The 22,115-nt window shown below is 37.1% G+C and carries 21 protein-coding genes; 17 read left to right on the top strand and 4 right to left on the bottom strand.

The features are described from left to right. Positions 1-51: 51 nt before the first annotated feature. The 5 genes from AB5916_RS01995 (at position 52) to AB5916_RS01975 (ending at position 4,615) form a co-directional block, all read left to right on the top strand. Positions 52-837, top strand: coding sequence for a hypothetical protein (locus AB5916_RS01995; protein ID WP_368189054.1), 786 nt, complete (start codon positions 52-54; stop codon positions 835-837). A gap of 158 nt (positions 838-995) precedes the next feature. After that, complete coding sequence (locus tag AB5916_RS01990; protein WP_368189053.1) at positions 996-1,769, top strand: PP2C family serine/threonine-protein phosphatase; 774 nt, start codon at positions 996-998, stop codon at positions 1,767-1,769. A gap of 338 nt (positions 1,770-2,107) precedes the next feature. Then, complete coding sequence (locus tag AB5916_RS01985) at positions 2,108-2,278, top strand: hypothetical protein (RefSeq protein WP_368189195.1); 171 nt, start codon at positions 2,108-2,110, stop codon at positions 2,276-2,278. A 511-nt stretch (positions 2,279-2,789) separates the two neighbouring features. Further along, the gene (locus AB5916_RS01980; RefSeq protein ID WP_368189194.1) at positions 2,790-3,599 is read left to right on the top strand and encodes a C40 family peptidase; all 810 of its coding nucleotides are present in this window, start codon (positions 2,790-2,792) and stop codon (positions 3,597-3,599) included. A gap of 398 nt (positions 3,600-3,997) precedes the next feature. After that, a complete protein-coding gene (locus AB5916_RS01975) occupies positions 3,998-4,615 on the top strand; it encodes a class B sortase (RefSeq protein ID WP_368189052.1) in 618 nt (205 codons plus the stop codon). 273 nt (positions 4,616-4,888) lie between these two features. On the opposite strand, the gene AB5916_RS01970 is transcribed toward AB5916_RS01975, so the two are convergent. From AB5916_RS01970 to AB5916_RS01960, 3 genes are all read right to left on the bottom strand, one after another. Further along, a complete protein-coding gene (locus tag AB5916_RS01970; RefSeq protein ID WP_368189051.1) occupies positions 4,889-5,104 on the bottom strand; it encodes a hypothetical protein in 216 nt (71 codons plus the stop codon). 154 nt (positions 5,105-5,258) lie between these two features. Beyond that, complete coding sequence (locus tag AB5916_RS01965) at positions 5,259-6,047, bottom strand: hypothetical protein (protein ID WP_368189050.1); 789 nt, start codon at positions 6,045-6,047, stop codon at positions 5,259-5,261. A gap of 15 nt (positions 6,048-6,062) precedes the next feature. Continuing rightward, the gene (locus tag AB5916_RS01960) at positions 6,063-7,223 is read right to left on the bottom strand and encodes a hypothetical protein (RefSeq protein WP_368189049.1); all 1,161 of its coding nucleotides are present in this window, start codon (positions 7,221-7,223) and stop codon (positions 6,063-6,065) included. 184 nt (positions 7,224-7,407) lie between these two features. Here AB5916_RS01960 and AB5916_RS01955 point away from each other — a divergent pair, with 184 nt between their 5' ends. The 6 genes from AB5916_RS01955 to AB5916_RS01930 are packed head-to-tail and all read left to right on the top strand — an operon-like array spanning position 7,408 to position 12,487. Continuing rightward, complete coding sequence (locus AB5916_RS01955) at positions 7,408-7,902, top strand: hypothetical protein (protein WP_368189048.1); 495 nt, start codon at positions 7,408-7,410, stop codon at positions 7,900-7,902. A gap of 39 nt (positions 7,903-7,941) precedes the next feature. Then, positions 7,942-9,177: a single-stranded DNA-binding protein gene (locus AB5916_RS01950; protein WP_368189047.1), complete on the top strand. Its 1,236-nt coding sequence runs from the start codon at positions 7,942-7,944 to the stop codon at positions 9,175-9,177. Further along, complete coding sequence (locus tag AB5916_RS01945) at positions 9,177-10,193, top strand: hypothetical protein (protein ID WP_368189046.1); 1,017 nt, start codon at positions 9,177-9,179, stop codon at positions 10,191-10,193. The genes AB5916_RS01950 and AB5916_RS01945 overlap by 1 nt, the downstream gene beginning before the upstream one ends. Beyond that, entirely contained in the window at positions 10,186-11,766 is a 1,581-nt protein-coding gene (locus AB5916_RS01940; RefSeq protein WP_368189045.1) for a hypothetical protein, read from the top strand. Before AB5916_RS01945 ends, AB5916_RS01940 begins: the two co-directional genes overlap by 8 nt. Positions 11,767-11,783: 17 nt before the next feature. Beyond that, complete coding sequence (locus AB5916_RS01935; RefSeq protein ID WP_368189044.1) at positions 11,784-11,951, top strand: hypothetical protein; 168 nt, start codon at positions 11,784-11,786, stop codon at positions 11,949-11,951. A gap of 11 nt (positions 11,952-11,962) precedes the next feature. Further along, a complete protein-coding gene (locus AB5916_RS01930) occupies positions 11,963-12,487 on the top strand; it encodes a hypothetical protein (protein WP_368189043.1) in 525 nt (174 codons plus the stop codon). Between the two features lie 31 nt (positions 12,488-12,518). Here AB5916_RS01930 and AB5916_RS01925 read toward each other — a convergent pair whose 3' ends face one another. Next, entirely contained in the window at positions 12,519-12,722 is a 204-nt protein-coding gene (locus AB5916_RS01925; RefSeq protein WP_368189041.1) for a hypothetical protein, read from the bottom strand. A 138-nt stretch (positions 12,723-12,860) separates the two neighbouring features. On the opposite strand from AB5916_RS01925, the gene AB5916_RS01920 reads away from it, so the two are divergent. From AB5916_RS01920 to AB5916_RS01895, 6 genes are all read left to right on the top strand, one after another. Continuing rightward, complete coding sequence (locus tag AB5916_RS01920; RefSeq protein WP_368189040.1) at positions 12,861-14,186, top strand: hypothetical protein; 1,326 nt, start codon at positions 12,861-12,863, stop codon at positions 14,184-14,186. Positions 14,187-14,994: 808 nt separating this feature from the next. Then, positions 14,995-17,049, top strand: coding sequence for an ATP-dependent helicase (locus AB5916_RS01915; protein ID WP_368189039.1), 2,055 nt, complete (start codon positions 14,995-14,997; stop codon positions 17,047-17,049). A gap of 125 nt (positions 17,050-17,174) precedes the next feature. Next, positions 17,175-17,300, top strand: coding sequence for a hypothetical protein (locus tag AB5916_RS01910; protein WP_368189038.1), 126 nt, complete (start codon positions 17,175-17,177; stop codon positions 17,298-17,300). 444 nt (positions 17,301-17,744) lie between these two features. Next, positions 17,745-19,223: a hypothetical protein gene (locus AB5916_RS01905; protein ID WP_368189037.1), complete on the top strand. Its 1,479-nt coding sequence runs from the start codon at positions 17,745-17,747 to the stop codon at positions 19,221-19,223. A gap of 116 nt (positions 19,224-19,339) precedes the next feature. After that, positions 19,340-19,930 carry a hypothetical protein gene (locus AB5916_RS01900; RefSeq protein ID WP_368189036.1) on the top strand — a complete coding sequence of 197 codons (591 nt, stop codon included), beginning with the start codon at positions 19,340-19,342 and terminating at the stop codon, positions 19,928-19,930. Positions 19,931-20,480: 550 nt separating this feature from the next. Further along, entirely contained in the window at positions 20,481-21,911 is a 1,431-nt protein-coding gene (locus tag AB5916_RS01895) for a hypothetical protein (RefSeq protein WP_368189035.1), read from the top strand. The last annotated feature ends 204 nt before the right edge of the window (positions 21,912-22,115 follow it).

Here is a 22,115-nt window from a genome sequence, read left to right as displayed (position 1 = left end):
TGTGTTTTACATCAAAAAAATGTAAGAAATCATAATTAGGAGGATTTAATCATGAAAAAAAGAACAGTACAGTTATTGCTTGGTTTCGGGATGAGTCTTGCTGTTATTGGAACAACAGTCCCTTGCTTTGCTGCAGATGAAACAGCAACTGAAAGTGAGACCGCTGCTGAAACTGTTGTAGAAAGCGAAAGTGAGACAGAAACTGAAGCAGAGACGGAAAGTGATTTTGTAGAGGGTTCAGCGCTTCTTTCAGACTATTCTTATGTAAAAGGAGAACTCACCAAAGATGGATGGAAAAGTGATTTCCTTAAAATGGAATATGTTCCAGAAGAGAATGTAACAATTGGAATCGATGAAAATGCTAAAATGGAAGAATACTACGGACGTAATGGCGATGACAAAAAAGTTGCGGACAGTGAAATGGTTGCACTTGACAGTGATGGGGGATATGTCCAGCTGTCAGCAGAAGTAAACCCGAATCACGAAAGCGAAGAGGATATCCTTGAACGTTTCAAAGCAATTGAAAAACTTGATCTTACAGGCAAAAACAAAGAGGTTAAGATTGCTGGTAAAACATTCCTAACTTCTTCGGGCGTCATCAATAAAGAACGTTATATGATTGGAGTTTCTACCGATCAGGATAATATGGTTCTTGCTATCAAAGTTAAATTCAATGACACTGATGCAAAAAAAGTATTATTAAAAGGTTTTTCAGAGCTTAAAGAGGATACAGACACTGAAGAAACAGAGTCTGAAACTGAACTTCCGGAAGAGTTTGCAGAGTCCGAAGAAATCACAGAAGCCGCTACTGAGGATGCAACAGAAGCTGCAAAATAACCATGAGACTTAAGGCTGCAGACAATCCCTGTAGCCTTTTTGCGTGTTAAGGAGGAATCTTTATCCTGGACGCGGAGAATACCCTCGCCTCTAAGCATTAGCGTAGGCGGCGGGTAAGTTCACGAAGCTGTTACGGCAGAAACTAAGGAGGATGAATAATGGCAATGGATTACGCTTTCTACAGTGGAAAGTCCAATGTAGGATTTAATATGAAAGTAAATGAGGATTATATTTTGTTTGACGAACACAGCTTCGGTGATAATCTTTTTTGCTGTATTGCTGATGGTGCAGGCTCTAAAGAAGACAATTTCCGTCCGTCGGCAATAGCTTCCAACCAGGTTCAAAAAGTACTGGCTCGGTTATATAAAAAAAATCCGGAGCTATTTATTAATAATGTACGGATGTTTATGGAAGAAGCTTTTTTATCTTCGAATGATGTTCTTATTGGATTCAAACTTGGAGATGAAACAAACCGATTAAGCTATGCTTCATCTATGACAAGTGCATTCCTTCAAAGAAACGGAATGCTAACATTTGCTCATGCAGGAAATACTAGGCTTTATATTATTCGTGATGAAAAAGTTAAGCAACTTACTAAAGATCACACAGAAGCTCAGAAACTGGTCGATTCCGGGCAGATTAGTGAAGAAAACTACTATACTGCTATAGAAAGGCTGAGTCTCTACAACGGAATCGGAATAACACCTCTTCCTATTATACAGACTGGAGCTTTAAGATTGAAAAAAAATGATATTATTATTATGACTACAGATGGCATTCATTATGCTTATAGAAAAGAAGCGTTGTTTGATATTCTTATGAACACTCAAACCATTGATGAGGCAGCTGAAACTATGGTTGAAACAGCTTTGAAATTACGAGTTTATCCGGATAATATTAGTGCGAATGTTATATGGTATTTGGGAAGATAACCCTGACACAAATCCAGAGACAGCAGTGATATCCTGCTTAGTGAACATTCCCCCGCTTCTAGGTGCAAGCGTAGGCGGGGAAATGTTCACGAAATCTGTCAGCTTTAACCGCACAGAGGATGTGAAGTACCCACGAGTGAAAAGAGGTTATTGACGATAATGATAGGTATTCCTGTCATTTTTTTTTGCTATTTGGATGTCAAATATAACATATTAAAAAAGAAAATATTAAGGAGGTATCATGATTTGTTACGACGTATGAACAAGCTTATTATGTTAGGAGTTTTATCTTGTATGTTTTCAAATACCTTTGTTTTTGCTACAGAAGATAAGATTCAATCAGAAACGCAGGCACCAGAAACCCAGGTATTAGAAACGCAGGCACCAGAAATACAGGTACCGGAAACCCAGGCATCGGAAACCCAGGCACCAGAAACGCAAGTGCCAGAAACACAGGCACCAGAAACACAGGTACCGGAAACACAAACGCCAGAAATACAGGTACCTGAAACCCAGGCACCGGAAACGCAAGTGCCAGAAACGCAGGCACCAGAAACACAGGTACCGGAAACACAAACGTCAGAAATACAGACACCAGAAACACAAGCCCCAGAAACACAGGCATCAGAAATACAGATATTGGAGACACAGGCATCCGAAAAGAAAAGTCTGACCTCACACTCAGGAGACGCTAACATTATTGATAGCCCAGATGAGGCTCGTAAAGCAGCAGAATTGGAAGGCATTAAGCAATCCCCCTATGCCACAAATGAAGAACTTATTGCTCATCAAAATATCATCTCTGTAAAACATGTAACAAATGACTTCCGCTTTACACAGGTTGAGGCAGACAGAGCGATTGTAAAAGCTGGCAGTGTTATATATGAAGAAAAACGTGAAAATTCTAGAATTGTCGGAAAAGCTAAAGTACGTTCTCTAGTATATATTCTTGCAGATGGCGAAGCTGAATGGGTATACATTGAATCGGGTGACTGTAGAGGCTTTGTGAAAAGGCAAGATATGATCACTGGTAATGTTGCGGAGTTTATTTTATCTCGAAACGGAGCCCTTCAGGATATTGATTCAATATTACCATTAAACGATAATGCTGCCACTACTTATACAAATACTTCTGTCTATAAAGTAGTTGTACCTAAAGATTATGCTATTGTAAAGGCTGATTCAGATATTTACGATGGGTTAGATGCAACAAAAGCAGATATTATAGGATCTATTAGAAAAAACGGACTTGTTTATATACTCAAAGATATAAACGAATTCTATTTTGTGGAATCTGGTAATGTCAGGGGTTTTATTGCAAAGAAAAATGTAATCTCTGGCCATTATGCTGATGTTGAAGTATCTAAAAAATCTGAAAGCTCTTTTTCTTTAGCACAAGAAAAAATAGCACCTGAAAATAATAAAGCTTGTTTTTATACTTTGACTTCAATAGAAGAAGCAGACGATATTTCAGCAGTCAGATCATCTGTAGTGGATTTTGCTCTCCAGTTTGTTGGAAATCCTTATGTATGGGGAGGAACTAGCTTAACAAACGGTGCTGATTGTTCTGGATTTGTCCAGAGCATATATGCCAGTTTTGGTTATGACCTTCCGCGAGTTGCATGTGATCAGGCTGGATATGGAACACAGATTCCTATCAGTGATGCAGAACCCGGAGACTTGATTTTCTACGCAAAAAATGGATATGTTTATCATGTATCCATGTATATTGGAAATGGACAAGTTGTTCAGGCTTACAGTACAAAAGCCGGAATTATTACCAGTGATATAGGGCCTAATGCTGTTTGGGCAACTAAAATATTGTCATGAATCTTAGAAAGGAAGACGGTTTGTAGAAATGCAAAAAAATCCCCTGCCTCTAAGCGAAGCGTAGGTAGTGGGATGAATTGTAAAAGAAACTTAATGGCAGCGGTGGGCGGAGAAAGATCGGTATCCCCCCGCTGACATGAGGTTAACCACAGTCAGGATTATCCCGGCGTGTCAGATTCCGTAAATATCGACTGTGGATCGAAACTAGGGAGGATAAAAAATGAAAAAAAAAAATACTAGGAGGACTATGTATAACAACTGCTCTTGTTATAATCGGACTATGTCTAACATATTATGGACCAATTTTTAAAGATTATAAAGAAAGTTCAGATTTCTATAATGGACTTAAAGATGATTACACAAAAACAGGAAAAGATACCCCTGAAATTTCTGCCCTATTGTCTGGAGTCAGTTATGTAAAAGATGAGTATGCACCTCTAGACGTAGACAGTGAGAAGTTATTGGATCAAAATACAGATTATCTTGGTTGGATTTATATTCCTAAGACGGATATTTCGTACCCTGTTGTAAAAAGTGAGGATAATACCGATTATTTGCATAAAGATTTTAATAAACAGTATAGTTTTCCTGGAACTATTTTTATGGACTGCCGCTGTAAATCAGGAGTATTGAATCATCATTCGGTCTTGTACGGACATAATATGAATAACGGTTCTATGTTTGCAGGTTTAAAATCTTTCAGAGATCAGAAATATGCAGATGAACATCCCGTGTTCTGGTTCATTACTCCAAAATATAAACTATTATATAAGGTTTTTTCAGTGTGTAATTCAAATCCATATAATCGTACTCAATATGGAATAGATGGGATTGATTTCAAGAACAATAATGAATTCGGGGACGCTATAGAAACTATGAAAAAAGAATCTGTTGTTAAAATTCAAACGGATCTTTTAAAAGATACTGACTATGTTATGTCTCTTTCCACCTGCACAGGAAACAGTTCTGTTAGATGTATTGTACATGGTGTTTTAGTTGGATCTGTCGAATGCTGACTACATTTTTGAATACAAGATTTGTTTTTTGACTTCTGGAGAGAAAACAGAGGGTGCTTTTGTGCCCTCTGCTTTCGTTGCAGTGCGCCTTGCGGTGCACGTTTCTAACCAGTGCAAGTCCGGATCCAACCGGTGTAGTGGGAAGGATATAGGCTGGAAATCTTGTATGGCAGGAGTTACATACATTCCGGACAGCCAGTTGTCAAACAGTCGGTGGGTGTGATACCTTGTATGACTTGGAAACCTGCCAGAATCTTGTGTCCGGCAGAGCAGTCAGAAGTCAAAGTCAATACTATCATTCGCGCCCTCCAGATTATCTTCATAGATAGGCTGTGAAAGTGAAGGTACTACTTCAAAATCACTCATAACAAGAGCATGCTTTACAAGACGGTCGTTGGTAAGTTCAGTATTGCATGCTGCTGCACTGTGCATTTCAGTAACATATTTTGTTCCCTTTGGAGTGTTCTCTACGGCAAAAGTCATAAACATGGGGATTTTATACTCATCACAGACAAGCCTTATCTTTTTAACATAAGTTTTAATCTTATCGTTATAGACTGTTTTTTTTGAGAAATTTGTTTCCATATACATCAAGTATAATGCTCATAATTTACACAGAACATTATACTTAGCCTCCTTTCTTTTAATAGCCTAATAGTTTTGAAAACATTTCATATGCAGTATTATTGCTATTTTCTTCAGCTTCCATGGAAAGAGAAGATTTTTCGTTTGAAGAATCAGTGTTATGAGATGTATCTTTTATAATAATAACATCATCTTTATCGGAAACAATTTCTGAGTTCGCTGTATTTATTTTATTTGTTTCCGATTCAAATGAATTTTCTTCATCCGGTGTTGGAGCTTTTTTAATTAAAACATTTTTATCCGGCTCTGAAAATTTGATGTCATTTACAATCTCATCTTTTTTTTCTGTTTCTTTCACAGTAACAACATTTTTTTTCTTTACAGCTATTCTTTCAGGAACTGTACCTTTTATGGCCTTAACTTTTTCTATTTCTTTTAAACTTGTTGTTCTAACTGAAGATCTTGCAAGACAAGACTTATCGTTATCAAGAAATAATCCTATAGGAAATAAATCATCTCGATAATTATCAAGACACATCCTAAATAATGCTTTAACAGTATCGCTTCTCACAGATGGTTTCACATTCTGCAAATAAACAATAATTACATCATCTCGTCCTTCTGTTAAGTTTAAATTGACTTTTATCGGTTCTGTTGGAATACGGACATATTTCCGGATATTTTCTGGTATATGATAAATATCTTTTTCAGATAACTCTTTCTCGCTAGAATCCAGCAGTCTGATTAGTTTATCCCTGATCAAACTGGTAAACCGTCTTTTTTCGCGGAGGCGTATGGCAATAAGGTCAGCATCTATGGGATAATATAATCTTAGAGCTAACTGCATCTGTTACACCTCCCTTTATTTTTTAAAACGATGAAGGAGCATGCTGACGAGCGAGAAGTAGTATCCTCTAACATTAGAATAAGTATTGGAAAGCATCTTATCATTTCTGTTTGCACTCAGAATAGTAAGGTTCTCCATGTTGCGGAAATGATCTCTAATCATAGGATACCATGCATTACCGGTTCCGCCTGTTACAATCAGGTAATCATGGTTCTGCATGTAATCATAAAGAGAAACCAGTTTTTGTACCGCTTCCATGCATACTTCTTTTGTATTCTTTTCTAAAAGATCGTCAAAGTGTAACTTTTTGTTAATCATCCTCTTTTTGTCAAGGACAGTAACGTATCCTCTTTTAAGAGCATTCTGCATGCCCAGGACAGTAATATTGGCACCTTTCAGGCCATTTACGGTACGTTCGAAAACTTCATGCATTCCAAGATTGTCGAATGTTGCAGGCTTATTAAATACACTTCCACCAGAAATATCGTAAATGTCCAGGGTTTTAAATCCTGGATCAAGCACAAGAGTTCTTGATTTAAGAACCTGGATTCCGAACTGTCCCTGTACCCCATCATTATCTGTAATAGCGGAGAAGAGTGAACCCATTGGCTGATCCATAATAAAAACGTAGTTTTCACTAATAAAGAATTTATAATGACGGAAAGGATTTTTTCCAATTTTCATGTCGAATTCGTAATTTCCAGCAATTACTTCTTTCAAATCAGCAGAATCCATTTCTTTATATTCCGGTGGAAGTCCTGTCTGGACAAAAATTGGTTCGCCATTATAAGTCTGATAAGCATTAGATTGAATCGCAATCCCAAGTCCAGCTTTCATCAAAGCTCCGAAAGCAGGAGAGAAATAACGGTTGCGTTCATACATCTCAGATTCATAGTTCATAGCGTTTGCAGGAGTGATCATTTCATTCGCTTTCTCTCCAATTATCCAGTATCCTTCTTTATCCTTTAAAAGGATATCATTTACACCAGACTCTAGTAGTGATGAAAAATCATCTACCTTAATTGCACAGTTCGGGTAGCAAAATACTTTGTTTGGAGCAAATCCTTTTACTCCAGAAAAACCGTAATCAATTCCAACTGGCCAAAAACCGTTTACGGTTTTATTCTTTCTTTCCTGGATTTCAGTTTTAGTTGCATAGTCTTTTAAAATAACCATGTTTTCCTCCTTCTTACATGTCATATACGGCATTTTTCAAAAAATAATATGCCGATTTTTTAGTTTCACCATTAATATGTGATTTTTCAAAGAGTCTGGCTGATTCTTATAAGAAAATTTTAAAAATGATATTTTTTTACAAAAATGACATATTAGATAATATAAATGAAAAGGAGGCTTTTTTGTGAAGATTATTTACAGGACGGGGTTTATTATAGGTACTATCCTTATTGCTTATTCTGTTACCGGATGTGAAAAAATTACATCTTCCTCACCAGAAGATGGTTACAACACAGATGTGGCTATGTCAGCTGTTGAATATAGCATATTTTTGACAAAACAAATATCTGTGATTGAAAATGTTCTTACAACAAGAATGGCAATGGCAGAAAGTATTGCCGCAGGAACTGATGAATGCTCTAAAGAAATTCAAAGAACCGAAGATGCTATCTCAAAGGTTTCAGCTGCAAAAGATGAGATTGCTGTTACTATGCCAGCTCAAAGCATGGATACTGACAGACAGAATATTCTTGACATCACAGAAGATGCCTTAAATGTCCTTAACACATATTTGGATAATCTAAAAAATAGTGATGCAACAGCAGCCAAGGAATCTTCCATAGAAATGAAAAACTGCATAATCGCGCTTACTGGTGAGGCAAACGCTTATTATCAATAATATAGAAAGGATACAAGTTATTTGGAAAAGGTATAATCTATGGCTATACAGAATCAAATTATATTAAACGGTCAGATTACAACACTTAGAAAAGTTATTGGAGAAGAAAAAAATGTTGTACAGATAACATTATCTCTGCTTGTAGTCAGCAGGCCTCAGATTGCTGATGGAAATAAGCGTGGGGATATAAAAACTAATGATGTGCTTGTAATCGCAAGGGATAAAAAGATCATCGATTATCTGTTAGATAAAAAAGCAGCTATTGGTGATATGTTAGAAGTTTCAGGGGTGTTCTGTACTTTAAGGGCAAAAAAACATTTTATCTGTCCAAATTGTAATGAACGGAACACTTATGAAGGAACAATTTCTTTTGTTCATCCTCTTTGTGTACGATTGTCGGAATTAACACCTAAACATATGGAGATTATCAACATAACAGAAGAAGAAAGACATAAATCTGTTCAAGATATTCTCGCAATTCTGAATGAAAGGAAAACTTTTGAAGGCAAGATTCTTAATATAAAAGATCTTGGTTTTAAAAATGGACTTTATCACATTCAGACTTTAATACAGGAAGAACCCCAGAAAGCAATTGTGAAAAAATGGCTTCTTTGGATGGCAGAGATAAGTAATAGGATATTTCTCATTGGAAATCTCTGTAATGATCCTGCATATAATCCTATAGATAACGGGGGACGGGTATGTACTTATCAGCTCGGTATTAATCGAAAAGTTTTTATTAGAGATGACGATCCAAGTGTAAGAGCTGATTTTCCATGGATTAAGTCACTTGGAGTACAAGCTGACAAAGACTATGAGGCATTGAAAAAAGGATCGCTTGTTTACATAGACGGAGCTGTTCAGGCAAGAAAAGATTTTATTGTGATGAAAACATGTGAATATTGTGGAAGTCTATGTGAGAAGAAAGATTCTTCTATGGAAATTGTTCCGTATTCAGTTGAGTACCTCAAAAACTGTATTACAATCGAAACTGAAGATGACAGGGATGAAATCCCGGAGTTCCTTGATATGGAAAATGAGGATTGCGAAAAATCCGATATTACAGATGAAGAGAAAGAAGAGCAAGATCCAAATTCGGAAGATATTTCCGAAAACTGGGTGGAACCAGATGATAATTTTGTACCAGATGATAGATCCGACTCATGGTATCCGGAAGACGATGAATATGGAGATGAATTCAATTATAAGGATTACCTTGGAAATGGCGGATTTGATGGCTTTTCAGGTGCTTTTGGAGAGGATGGTGATGTCTGATGCCAGGAATTCTCCAGGAAAGAATCGCTCAAAAAGAAGAAACACATAGTAATGATATATTAAATGAAGCTAAAAAACCGTCAGTTGAAAGCCAAAGGCATTATGAAACAGAAGAGAATAAAACGGAAACATTAGATCACCTTACAGAAGAAGATATTTTGCAGCTAGACCAGCTAGATAAAATGATGTCGGAAGAAAATTTTGTTTGTGAAAAAAGACGTAAAAAAATGTTCCGCAGAATTTCCATGATCTTTTTAACAGTGGCATGCAGTTATTTAATTGTACTCATTTATGGTTCTTTTATTACGGAATTCTATTACAATGATAAAGGAGAGGTTGCTCCCGTCATTATGTCCGTTTCGAATATTTCAGATAAAAATGAATACAATTCCATTGTAGGAATGTATCTGCAGACTAGAAATTTATATGAAACGCTTCTTACTCTTGATTATCGCATGGCCGCCGGTACAGAAGATACAATGTCTATTGCTCCTGAATATGAAACAACACTTGATACTGTTTCCTCACTTACAACACAGATTGATGCTGCTGTTATCAATTCAAAATATACACAGATAAAAAATATGCTCCTAACGTGGGTGCAGACTCATGCGGCTGCATATTGTCAATATATGAGTGCTGCTATTACTCAAAATGATGGTAATGCTGCAAATGAGGCTATTGCTGCCCGGCAGGTATTAAATGATAATTTTCAGCTTATTACTCAGAACATTGTTACTCTCGGTGGTGAAATAAAAGGGTATGATCTGACTGATATTGAAAACTGGTCTCCGGATGGTTTTGTTCAGCAAACTATAGAAGGGATCTCTTCTGATACTTCTTCTAAGGAAACAGAACAACAGGAAGTATCTTCACTTGAAGAGTCTGAAACAATGCAAGCGGAAGAAGGCGCTAACGACACAAAAAGTCAGACAGAAACTGAAGAAACAGAATCTGAAAATATACAATCCGGAATTACATTACAAACAGATGCGGGAGGTGGTCAAAATGGCTGAATCTTATCAGGTGCTTAAAGGGAAATATGCCATGGCCCTTTCATCTATCAGAGAACTGGAACAAGAACGTGATGAGGCAAATGCAAAAATTGAAACTATGATGGAGGAAAGAGTTCAGCTTGAAAAAAGTACAAAGTATTTATGCGAAACAATCCTAAAAAAAGAAAGAGAAAAAGAAGGGGAAATTCCTTGGTTCAAGCTTCCTCTTCCTCAAATGATCAGTCAGGCACAGGCAAGTCTTGAGGATTATTTTCCATCAATAAAAAAAATATATAAAAGATTGATGGATATTAATGGTGAAAGAACAAAAACAATTGCACAGCTTAACCTCCAGATTGATAAAATGAAAGAATCTCATAAAAAGGAAATGTCTGAGCAGGCTGCTTACAAAGATGAAATAATTAAAAGCCTGAAGGAAAAATTGAAAACAGGTAAATTAGATGATGAGGATATTGAAAAGGTCATTTCTTCCGTATCTTCATCTGTATCTGATAGTGATTTAGCAAACATTGATATGGATACTTCAGATATGTCTTTTGAAGAAGAAGATTCAGACAGTCTTGCCTCTGTTGTTATTGAATCTGCCAATCCTTTCCATGAGAATCATGAATTTAGAACAAATATAAATGCATCTATACCGGTTAAGAATACTCTTAATACAAAGAAAGAAACAACTAAAATTGTAAAAAAAGTATTAGAAAATCAGATAGATGCAACGTCTAGGGTGGTAAAAAAATTAACTGATTCACAGAAAATCACCATAAGATTTTTAGGTGAAACAGGAGCTTCCTCTTTGCCAGATTTAATTAATTTTGCAGAACAAAAGTATCCAATGGATCCTGTTAAAAGCCGTTTGGGAACTGGAATGCAGGCACTTACTAAAAAAGATAAATTTGGAGAAGGGCAATGGCCTGGGGAGCTAGTTGAATCAGTCAAATGTCCTGTACCTGGAAGTCCAAACTTTTCTTTGTATCGGCTTACAGCTCTAGGTAGAGATGTTTATATTTATTTATTTGAAAAAAACCCCGCAGAACCTGAAATGAATGCAATTATTCGAAACCATGGGACTCTTGAACATGGTTACGGCATTAAGAAAACTGCAGAAATGATGAAAGAAGCTCAATATGTAAAAAAAGTAGATGCAAAAGTTATCTACATGACACGTGTTAAGGAGTATACAGTCAAAACAGGAGAAAAGTCTTCTTATATTCCGGACATTGTTCTTGTGTATATTGGGAAAAATGGAAAAGAAATCCGTGAGTATTATGAATACGAAACAGCAAAGTGTAATGAAACGGATTTTTTTGCTAAATGCAATAAAATAGTTTCTTTCACCAGATTGATTAATATTATTGTACCTGGTAAGCCAGAAAAAGAAATTGTAATGAAAGAACTGGAAAATTGGAAAAAGTCCTGCCTGGAAGCTAAAGAATTTCCTTTTAAGTGGGAACGCCCTGTAGAAGGAAGAGTTCTTACATATAATGAATTAAAAGGACAGAGCAATATTGAAGATACTCGTCAATTGGATTGGACCAGAATCACGATTTCACGACCAAGAAAGGAGAGAAAATAATGACATACTCACAGATTATGCAGTCTTTTTTAGCATTTAATATAAATGCATTTAACAATCTTTTGTATATAACAAAGACAAACCTTTGGATTATTCTGACGATTATTGGAGCTATTGCGATTGTTGTTATGAACGTGATGGAAGAAGTGGAAGATTATGTAACAGAAGAACAGAATATCATATAAGGAGGAGCAATATGCAGGATCGTAAAAATTTTACTTATGTCAAAAAGGCCAGCGGTAAGGAAAGGAATAAGCTTGTATGGGCAGTTGTGTTTCCTGTAGCAGTGTTCTTCTTTTCGATTGCTGGTATCAGCATCTTCAAGAATTTTGGACGTATACTCATGGCACCCCTTATCGGGGCTATGTGGATCATAGGAGCTGCTTGTGCCATTTATATGCCTTCGCATAGAAAAGATATCATTAAAGAAACTTTAACCACGATAGCTTCTTATAATGCAACTCTTCTGGGCTTAAGAGAACTGATTGCCATTACCGCTGGTGTTTCTTCACAGATGCTTATGGCAACTTTTGGTCAGCCTCTGGCTACTGCTTCGGCCAATACAATTCCTGGGTATTTGCAGACAATGCTCTATATTTCAGCAGCTATGATTCCATTTGGTTACATTGGAATGCAGGGAAAGCGTATCCTGCAGTTCAGAAAATCAAACAGTAAGCAGCGGACAATGGAACAGTTGAGATCTATTAGAAATGCAAAATAGGCATCCGGAGCATCCGGAACAGAAAATATTTTTAGGGCTCAAAACGTCGTTTTTTCTTTTGCCAGAAAATTAAATACAATTTAAAAATAGGAGAACTCGCGGCACTAAATGCTGAAAGTTCTCCTTTTTTAATTAAATAATATATTTCTATTTTTTCTTGCACATTTCGGACAGCCGGAACGATGTAGGGGGATACTGGGCATCCTTCAGCAGTTGACAATGTGGTAACTTCCATTGTACAAAGCAGAGAAGTTCTTTACCTGTAAGATCCAGAGGCACATGTCGGTAACTGGTTCGTTTTTTCTTATAAAAACTGCTATTTTTCAAAAATTCATACATATTAACAGTACCATTATTAAGGGGGCTGTTTTTTATGAGAAATACGAATGCTTATCAAAATGCTGTAGAAATAAACAAAATATCTTCTGAACAGGCTAAAAAAGAAATTATCTTAAAAGGAAGAGATACTTCTGAAAAAGAAGGCAGTCAGAAGCTATCATTTCTTATGTTAAAGGAAATGGGAATTGCCGGAGTGTCCAAAATGGAAATGAATTTTTTGATCTATTTAGCTTCTGTACAGGATTTGAACGGAATTGCCGTTACGAACGTACATATGATGTGTAATGAAATCGGATGTGCATATTCTTCTTTTACGGAATTACTTCATAAGCTTGAGAAAAAGAAGATTATTCGAGCAACGAGAAGCAAGGACTGGAAAGTGTGTAAAGACGGTATATATTATATAGATCTTGTATATAATCATTATAGTAAAGAATTCAAAGATACTCCTTATATAAGGCTTAACCACGGAATTTTCCGTACAAAAAAATTTTACAGTCTTGCACCAGCTGCTAAATATATTATTTTAAAAGCAATGTTTGAACTTAATGATTCTGCTAAAAACGAAATGAAAGACTGGATTAATATCCCGATTTTTCTTGAACATAACCTACTGAAACAGGAAACTATGAATTGGAATGGCTGTGCCTCCCGAACCTTTGATTATGCTGTTCACTCTGTTATGTCAAATTATAATGGTGACATAGAAGTATGGGGGAAGAGTAAACATAGAAGGTCGAATAAGGGAATTGTTCTTAGATTTACAGAGGAAGATATTGTTTTTGCTTCCAGCGATAATTTTTCCAGAGTGTCCAATATCATTTCGGCTTCATGCGAAGAAGAAGGCATCCATCTATGCAAAGAGGTACATGATTCGAAACAGCTTGCAGAACTCATGTTCCGTAACAAGAAAAAAGCAGAAGTGTTGGTAGAAGAAGCAAAACAAAATTACCAAACAGCGATATCAATTATTCATGATTCTATGCCAAAAAGAAAAGAAGAGTGGGACAAAGTAAAAGAGCTTTCAGAAGAATACTATTCAATCATCAAAGCTACAAACGAATGCCAGGAAAAGTTTGCCTATTCTAAAGGAAAATTCTGTATATGGGGGAATAAACGCTTCAAGGGTAGCCTCATAAAGGATAAAAATATTCCATTATGGCTACGCTACATTATAGGGAAAACTATAACAGCATATAAAGCAGTGAAGAACTCAATTATAGGTAGAAAGTGGTCTTTGACTAATTTTAACCAACTTCCAATTATTGAGGAATTTCTTCATGCATTTCTTTCTAAGAAGAAATTAACTTCGAATAATATTACTAAAATTCTGCTTCAAAATAAAGTCACAGAAGCTTAGTGCCATTAGGAAATGGTCTGACTTGGTATTACAATTTCACGATGCAGGACAGTCATAAGGCCGAAATAGATCTGGTTACATCAGGTCTTTTTTGAGTATCAAAAATTCTATTTAGTGTTCAGCTAATTCATCTCAACTTAATTTTGCTTTGTAAAATACAATTAAATCATAATAATCACTCTTGTATTATAAAATAAGGATGATTTATTTTAATTGCGGTAAAGGAAAATCACTATTTATAATCTGAAATTTTGCAAATTGCATCCTTATGGTCGCGATATTTCCTCCATAATAATTCCTCAATAGGAATTAGTTGAACTGTATTCTAGCATTTACAAAGTAGTAGTTCTCCGAAATTCTGCTGGATATATAGAGTTCCTTCTATAATACATTTAAGTATATTAAAATATATTAATGTATTTAGTTTTTAAACCATGGGGCTCTGCCCCAAACCCTGGCAGGATGTAACGACACCCTGCACCCCGTATCCTGGGGCTCTGCCCCAGACCCCGCCCTTCGCCAGGGAGTCAGAAGCCGTCCGTCAAATTGACGCCCGGCTTTTTTTACAGCATATTAAGGTCTCCATTTCGTCAAGGTCATCCATTGCGCTATCCCTCCCAAGGCTTTGCCTTGTGAGCATATGCTCATTTCTTCCCCTGACTTCATTCCGGCCTTCGTGAACATTCCCGCCACCTACGCTGATGCTTAGATGCGAGGATATTCTCCGCGACCAGGATAAAAATGTTGTTTTCTGGGACAAATGACATATTATTGATGACAAGTTTTTTTTGAAGAAAGGAGAATATATATGCAATTATCAAAACCTCAGGAAAAGGCTGTTACAACAACGGAGGGACAGGTGATCCTTATCAGTTGCCCAGGAAGTGGAAAAACATCTACAGTTGTAAGAAGAGTTCAATACATGGTTGAACACGGTATTCCTGCTCAGCAGATCCTGGTATTGACTTTTTCCAGAGCTGCTGCATCTGAAATGAAGGAGCGTTTTTTGAAACTTTCACATAAAGACAAGCAGGGAGAAGAGGTTTGGTTTGCCACGATCCATTCTTTCTGCTTTAATATCATCTCAGCCGCTTATAAGTTAAAGACTGATAATATTCTTGGTGAAAGTGAAGGATGGATGATTGTCCGGAAAGGTCTTGACGCTTTGAAGAAGAAACAAGTCCTGAAAATGGATATACGTGATTATGCAGACTTTACGTCTTCCTGCCTCCGGGAGATTTCTGTCATTAACAATAATGGAGTTGATTGGAAGACCTATAAAGCCCAAACGTGTCCAACATCAGAATTTAAAACAATTTATGAGCTGTATGAAGAACAAAAACGGTACATCGGAAAAATCGACTACGATGATATGCTCAAAATATGTTATCAGCTGTTGTCGGAAAGAGAAGATTATCTCTCGTATTATAAAAAACGTTTCCGTTACATCATTGTAGACGAGTATCAGGATACAAATCTCCTGCAGAAAGATATCCTGTATCTTCTGGCCGGTTCACCTGAAGAAGCAAATCTTTGCGTTGTAGGAGACGATGATCAGTCTATCTATAAGTTCAGAGGGGCAAAACCTGAGATCATGCTCAGTTTTGCGAAAACATACCCTTCGTGTAAACAAATATACATGGACGTGAATTACCGTTCAGAACCTTGTATCGTGCAGCATGCCAAAAATCTTATTGAAAATAATAAAACACGTTTTAACAAGGATATCAAGGCTTTCAAAACTGGGGAAGGGATCATAGAAGAGATGCCGGCTAAGACTTCTGATATGGAGGTTCGAAATATCGTTAGTGCCATAAAAAAAATCCACAGTGAAAAGAAGAAGGATTATGAAGATATGGCTGTTTTGTTCAGAAATAATAAACAGGCAAGTTTTCTTTCTCTAGTTCTTATGAGGAAAAATATACCATTTCATAGTAATGATGTTATAGTTAGTCCTTATAAGCATTGGATATTCAATGATCTTATGGCTTATTATCGTTTGGCCGAACATACGGGGAATGGTCATGATCTTGTGCAGGTGATCAATAAACCCAATCGGTTCATTCCCCTCAAAAATCTTTACAAAGTTGAGCCGGATGAAAATGAAGTAGCCCGGATCGTGTACAAAAATATTTGGGAACCTTGGAAACGTAACCGTGCAATTGAAGAAGTACATGATTTCTTCCAGAACCTTAGGCTTTTGAAAAAAAATAATCCTGTCGATTTTATCCGCATGGTAAGGTCTATGGCTGGATATGATGCCTATCTTAAAAACTATGCAGCATACCGTAACATGGATCTGACGGAATTGACCTGCATGTTGGATTCTTATCTGACAGATATCAAGGATAATGCTCTGACGACCATGGAAGCTTGGTTTCAATATGCGAGTGAAGTAAACGCAAAGATTGATCAGATGAATAAGAATCGAAGCAGGAGAGGCGTTTCCATTTCGACTATGCATAAGGCAAAAGGTCTGGAATGGGATACCGTTTTTATCCTTGGGGCTGACGATGGAACGATACCATCAAAAAGATCCATTGATCAGGGCAATCTTGAAGAAGAACGCCGACTTTTTTACGTTGCTGTAACTAGAGCGAAAAAAGAACTTTATCTTTCACATACAGAAAATGAGTCTACTCATAAATCTCGTTTTGTTTCCGAAATGTTTGGAGCGAAAGAAAAAAAGGATGAAGATAAAAAAGAACCGAGGTTTAAGAAGGGGCAGCGGGTATGTCACAAAGATTATGGAAAGGGGACTATTATTCAGATTATCCCGGGAGCGGTAGCTGTCAAATTTGATAACTCCGTTATCATCTGTAAATTCCAGAAAAACCAACTATACCAGCTGAAACCAGCATGAGAAAGCAGTTTTTTGTGACTGCTTTTTTTCTTGCTAAATTTTTAAAATAACATATTAAATGTGAAGCACATTTTTGAATATTGGATCATATATCCACCAACAGTAAATGAAGGGAGAGATGTACGATGGAAAACAGAAGACATAAAGGAGTCATTGAGCCGGGGACTTGTTATGGAAATATCTGGGATTTGTGCGTCAATAAAAATGCAATGGATTCTGTAGAGTTATCAGAAAAACTGCTTTTTGCATGACGGCAGAAAATCAAGCTCCTTAGTTCTAATCTGCTTTTCCTGATATCATTTTTCGTTGATCAGACCATAACTCATTATTTTCCTCTCTTTTTATCTTGCTGTAAAAATCAGCCTGAGGTATTTGTGAATGGCTTCCGGAAAAAGCCTGTGCAAATCCAAGGCGGTGGCTGGGTGGGATGAGTAGCCTGATATATAAGCAGCTTCAATCAGCTATCCAGAGAATCCGGATATGTTCTTAGAACTCTGGTTATCTTGTGGAATTGATATGGAAACTGTTTCCGGCAGTGCCCCTGGATACGATATAAGGTAATGCTGATGCTTATGTAAAGGGATTATCTATGGTGGATATGGAAAAGGCGGAATGATATGTCCGCCTTTTCTTCGTAAAAATGACAGAAATCTAAAAATCTGACATATTAAAATAAAAAGTTTGAGGTGAGAAAATTGGATGATTTACTAAGAAACAGAGCAAGAGCAGTGGAAGATGCAAAAAGTCATAAAAAACGTGAAAAAATTAAAATGACAGTTATCTATGCAGTTGATGGAAAAGCGGTAAAGGAAAAATTGACCAAAAGAAAAAAGACAGGACTTATTACTGCGGGTGTATTAGGAGCCCTTGTTCTTGCTATCTATGTGCCACCTCTTTTTTATCATACCAGTACAGATAATACTGTTCCGATTACTCCTGATGTTTCCGCTATAAAGACCTATCAGACATACTTAAAAGATCATCCGGATGCAGATTTTGATAAAGACGGATTAAGTAATGCTTTAGAAGCAGAAAACGGCACTAATCCGTGGAAAAGCGATACTGATAACGATGGAATTACAGATTATGCTGAACTGTATGTCACAGAAACCTCACCTGTCAATGCAAGCTCAGCATTGGTAAAACAAGTTGCGAATGATGACAAGAAGAACGATACATCACTCAGTACGCCCTATAAGATTGATGATATTATCTTCTGGCCGGATGATTACAAATCCAAGACTTTTGGAGGGGTCGTTCGGACCATGTGGGGATACCGTTTTTGTAATTATACAGGATGGGTACGTTTCCCTGAAAAAGTGTACGCTTACGGATACAAAAATGGTAAACATTATGAACTGCAGCATCGTGAAAATGAAGACGCCTGGTACATTGGCTCTTCTGACGAAATACGCCTGTACAATGAACAGATTTCTTTTGTACACTGTCTAAAAATTCCTTTTATTAATACGATATACTTTGATGATAATGGGTTTGGACGGTTTTTGACAAAGATTTTGCCTGACAAAAGAGGAATCCTTACCTGCTATAAGGCATCTACCCTTGATACACAGACTGAAACAGAGGATAACGTAATGGCCACTCTTAGATGTCCATTCATTAATCGGGATGATCCTTCACGTTTTGGTCAGAATATGAATACCTTAAAAGACCTTTCTTGGGTAAGAAAGCTGATAGAGGCTGACCAGTGTGTTGCGGTTTCCCTTTATTCCTCAAATGCAGGAGAATCTATAGGCATTGTTTATGGATATACAAAAGATGGAAATCTTCTTGTTGCAGATGAATCTTTGAATCCGGTAGGGGAATTATCAATCGTTGAGGAATGTGCTCGCCGCATGGACAAGGATGAAAAGATCGCACAGGATTCTTGGTTTGAATTCAGTGGATTGGGGTTTGATTCTGTTAAATACGGAGATCGCATATCCTTCTTTTCTTCCACAATCACTGAGAGCGATTCTGAGGTATCTTCAGTTGCACCTTCTGCAGTGGAAGCAGCTGCAGAATCCGAAACAGAAATTCAGGCTTCTGAAGTATATAGGGAAACAGAGATTCAAACAGAGGCGGAAACGGAAGAAGAGACAGAGACGGAATCTGAAACGGAAACTCAGGCAGCGGTTGCAACTTTTGGATTTTCTGAAGAAGGGGATGAGTGAAAAAGCGGCTTTAGCTGCTTTTTTGTGTGTTGTTGATGAATAATACATATTAAAGATGAAGTGAAATTTATGAATAAAGGAGTTTTTTATAAAACGCCCTATAAGGAGGAACTTTTATGAGATCAGAAAAAGAAGTGTTGGATATTTTTTCAAATGAGCTGAATTCTTTTGAAACCGTTGGTACGAAAATCAGAGAATTCACACTGGAAATTATGCAATACATGCCGGATTATTTTCTTGAAAGGATAAACGGCCTGGACAATAAAATCGTGATCCATACGAAGAGCTGTATGGTGATAGCAAATGAACTTTTCAGGTTGGAGTGTTTCAGGGAAAAGTTTACTGCATCAGAACGTGACTGTATCCGTTCTGCGCTACTCCTACATGATGCAATGGTATTTGGAAACGGTCAAAAGGAGGAGTTTACCCATCCGGAATATGTTGCTACTTATCTATCAAGTGATAAATGGGAAGAGAAACTTCCTGATTTTATCCGAAAAGATATTGCAGGAATGATAGCTTCCCATTCTGGTCAGTGGAATGTTGGAGATGATAATTTTCATTTAAGGAAGCCGGAAACAGAATGTCAGGTTTTTGTTCATATGATTGTGCATATCGTAGAGTCTGATGAATGCACAACCTCTTTACCTGTTGTAGCGACGGCTTATGAGAGATTGTATAACTTAAAATATTCCGGGGAGGTTTAAAAGGTGGCTAAGGCTGCCTTTTTTGTTATTTTAAAATAAAAATGACATATTAAGAATGATATGAGATTCCATCATAAAATTTTTTAGAGAGGAGAATATGAAAATGGTAAAAAAATTTTTTAGACCATTTATTTGTGCAGCTTGCGCAGCTATGTCTGTAATATGCGGTACTGTTCCGATGTTCAATGTTTATGCGGATAATGAAACTGTAATGGCAGATACTGAGGCTGAAGTTCATTCTGAAACCCAAAGTTCAGAAACACAGGCATCGGAAACCCAGACCATGGAAACCCAAGGATCAGAAACGCAGACCCCAGAAACCCAGGCATCAGGAACTCAGACCCCAGAAACCCAGGCACCAGGAACTCAGACCCCAGAAACCCAGGCACCAGGAACTCAGACTCCGGAAACTCAGGCACCAGAAACTCAGACTCCGGAAACCCAGGCACCAGAAACCCAGGCTCCGGAAACCCAGACACCGGAAACACAGGCACCGGAAACCCAGGCACCAGAAACGGAATGCGACATCAGAAATTCGGTCATTTTACAGATGAAGCAGGAAAATGATGAAGTTGCTCCTACTGATGATTTTGTACAGGAGGTTTCTGTTTCATATTTGGATGTTGTTGATTCAAAAATAACATACACATTAGATCCTTCTTTAAATGTAAAAAGAATCGATGTGGGATCAAATACCTATCTTGAAGGTGGACAAGCAGTGATTTCATGCAGTGATGGCGAAAAGGAAGTTCCTATTACAGCTTCCATTGATCTTTCTGGATATACAAATGTTACAAAAATTGTTTTTATTCCTAAGATCAGCTCTTACCCTGGTATGGAAGCTAATTTTTCCGTAGTACTGAAATTAAATGAAGAATCTGCTGGTAAAGGGGTTAGCGAAGTTTCTTGTAAAACATTGGTAAACGTCACAAAGGACCAAAATACAGCAGATTTTGAAAGCGGCCTTTCCACAAAATTTAAAACTGCTTCTATTGGAAAACCGGCGCTTTCTTTAACTTATGAAGGCAAAGAATACAAGGAGAACGGTTCTGATGCCATTGAGTTCGATAAAGAATTTGCACTTAATTTTGACTCTATCAATATGACTGCATATGGACAGACCAGCAGCTTGTTTTACAGCATTACAACACCAACTTTCGTTACTCTTAAAGAGATTACAATTCCAGATTTTATTGGAACGTCAAATATTAAGGTGACAGCAACGGTTGATGGAAAAGAGGTATTTCTTGGAGAATCTAAACCAGGAAGCAAGATTGAAGTTGGAAAAAACAAGGTTTCTGAGGTAAAGCTTGAAATTATTCCAGATGGAAGTGAGATTGCTACAAAAACAGCCGGAAAACTTGTTTTTGCAAATGACAATAAAAAGAATAAGAAAACAAATAATGCAGCTTTTGCATCTAATCTGAGTGCGGAAATTGGTGGTACAGATTCTTCTGTAAGTTCCAATATCATTTCGGTGAATGTAAAAAGCCGACAAATTGATACCCCTGAAACTCAGCCTCCTCAGACAAATAACAATTTTAGTGGAAACACTAGCGGTAATATTAGCGGAAACGCTGGAGTAGATATTGGAGATAATCCTGGTAATCAGGAACAGACAGAACCTGAGACTGAAAACCCTAATGATGTGGCTCGAAAAAAGGGAGAAACTGAACGTAAAGAAAAAATTAAGAAAGAAGCTATTCAAAATGAAAAAAGAATGAAGAGCAAGCAGAGCAGTATCCTTGCTGAAAGATTGAGTAAAATTCAAGCACAGTCTAGTGTTCCGGGAAGCACATCTGTTTTTACGGCCAAAAAGAAAGAACCACAGAAGGCAGATGAAAAATATGCAGATTGGAAGGTGAAACCAATTAACGAATCTATCATCAAAGATTTGGTCCCGAAAGAAATTATGCCCATCTCTGAAAATCTAGCAGTGCATTCCCACGTGTCGAACAGACAGATTTACGAAACAAACTAGCTGCATGCTGTTGGCTTCAGCTGTTCAGAGTAGTCAGACAAATTTCTAAAAGATAAGAAATCTGTATCCAAATGAGCAATAGGCAGGTATCGGAAACGGTGCCTGCTTATTTTCCGTGAACTTACCCGCTGCCTGCGTTGCGTTTAAAGGCTGGAGTATTCTCCTGTTTTCTTATAAAAAGCAGATGATATTCATAAAAAATGA

The organism is Blautia sp. 1033sp1_1033st1_G9_1033SCRN_220408 (genome assembly GCF_040929965.1).
GTDB classification, from domain to species: Bacteria; Bacillota; Clostridia; order Lachnospirales; family Lachnospiraceae; genus Blautia_A; species Blautia_A ammoniilytica.
Note: the sequence above shows the minus strand (reverse complement) of the source record. Positions and strands in the feature narration are given on the sequence as shown.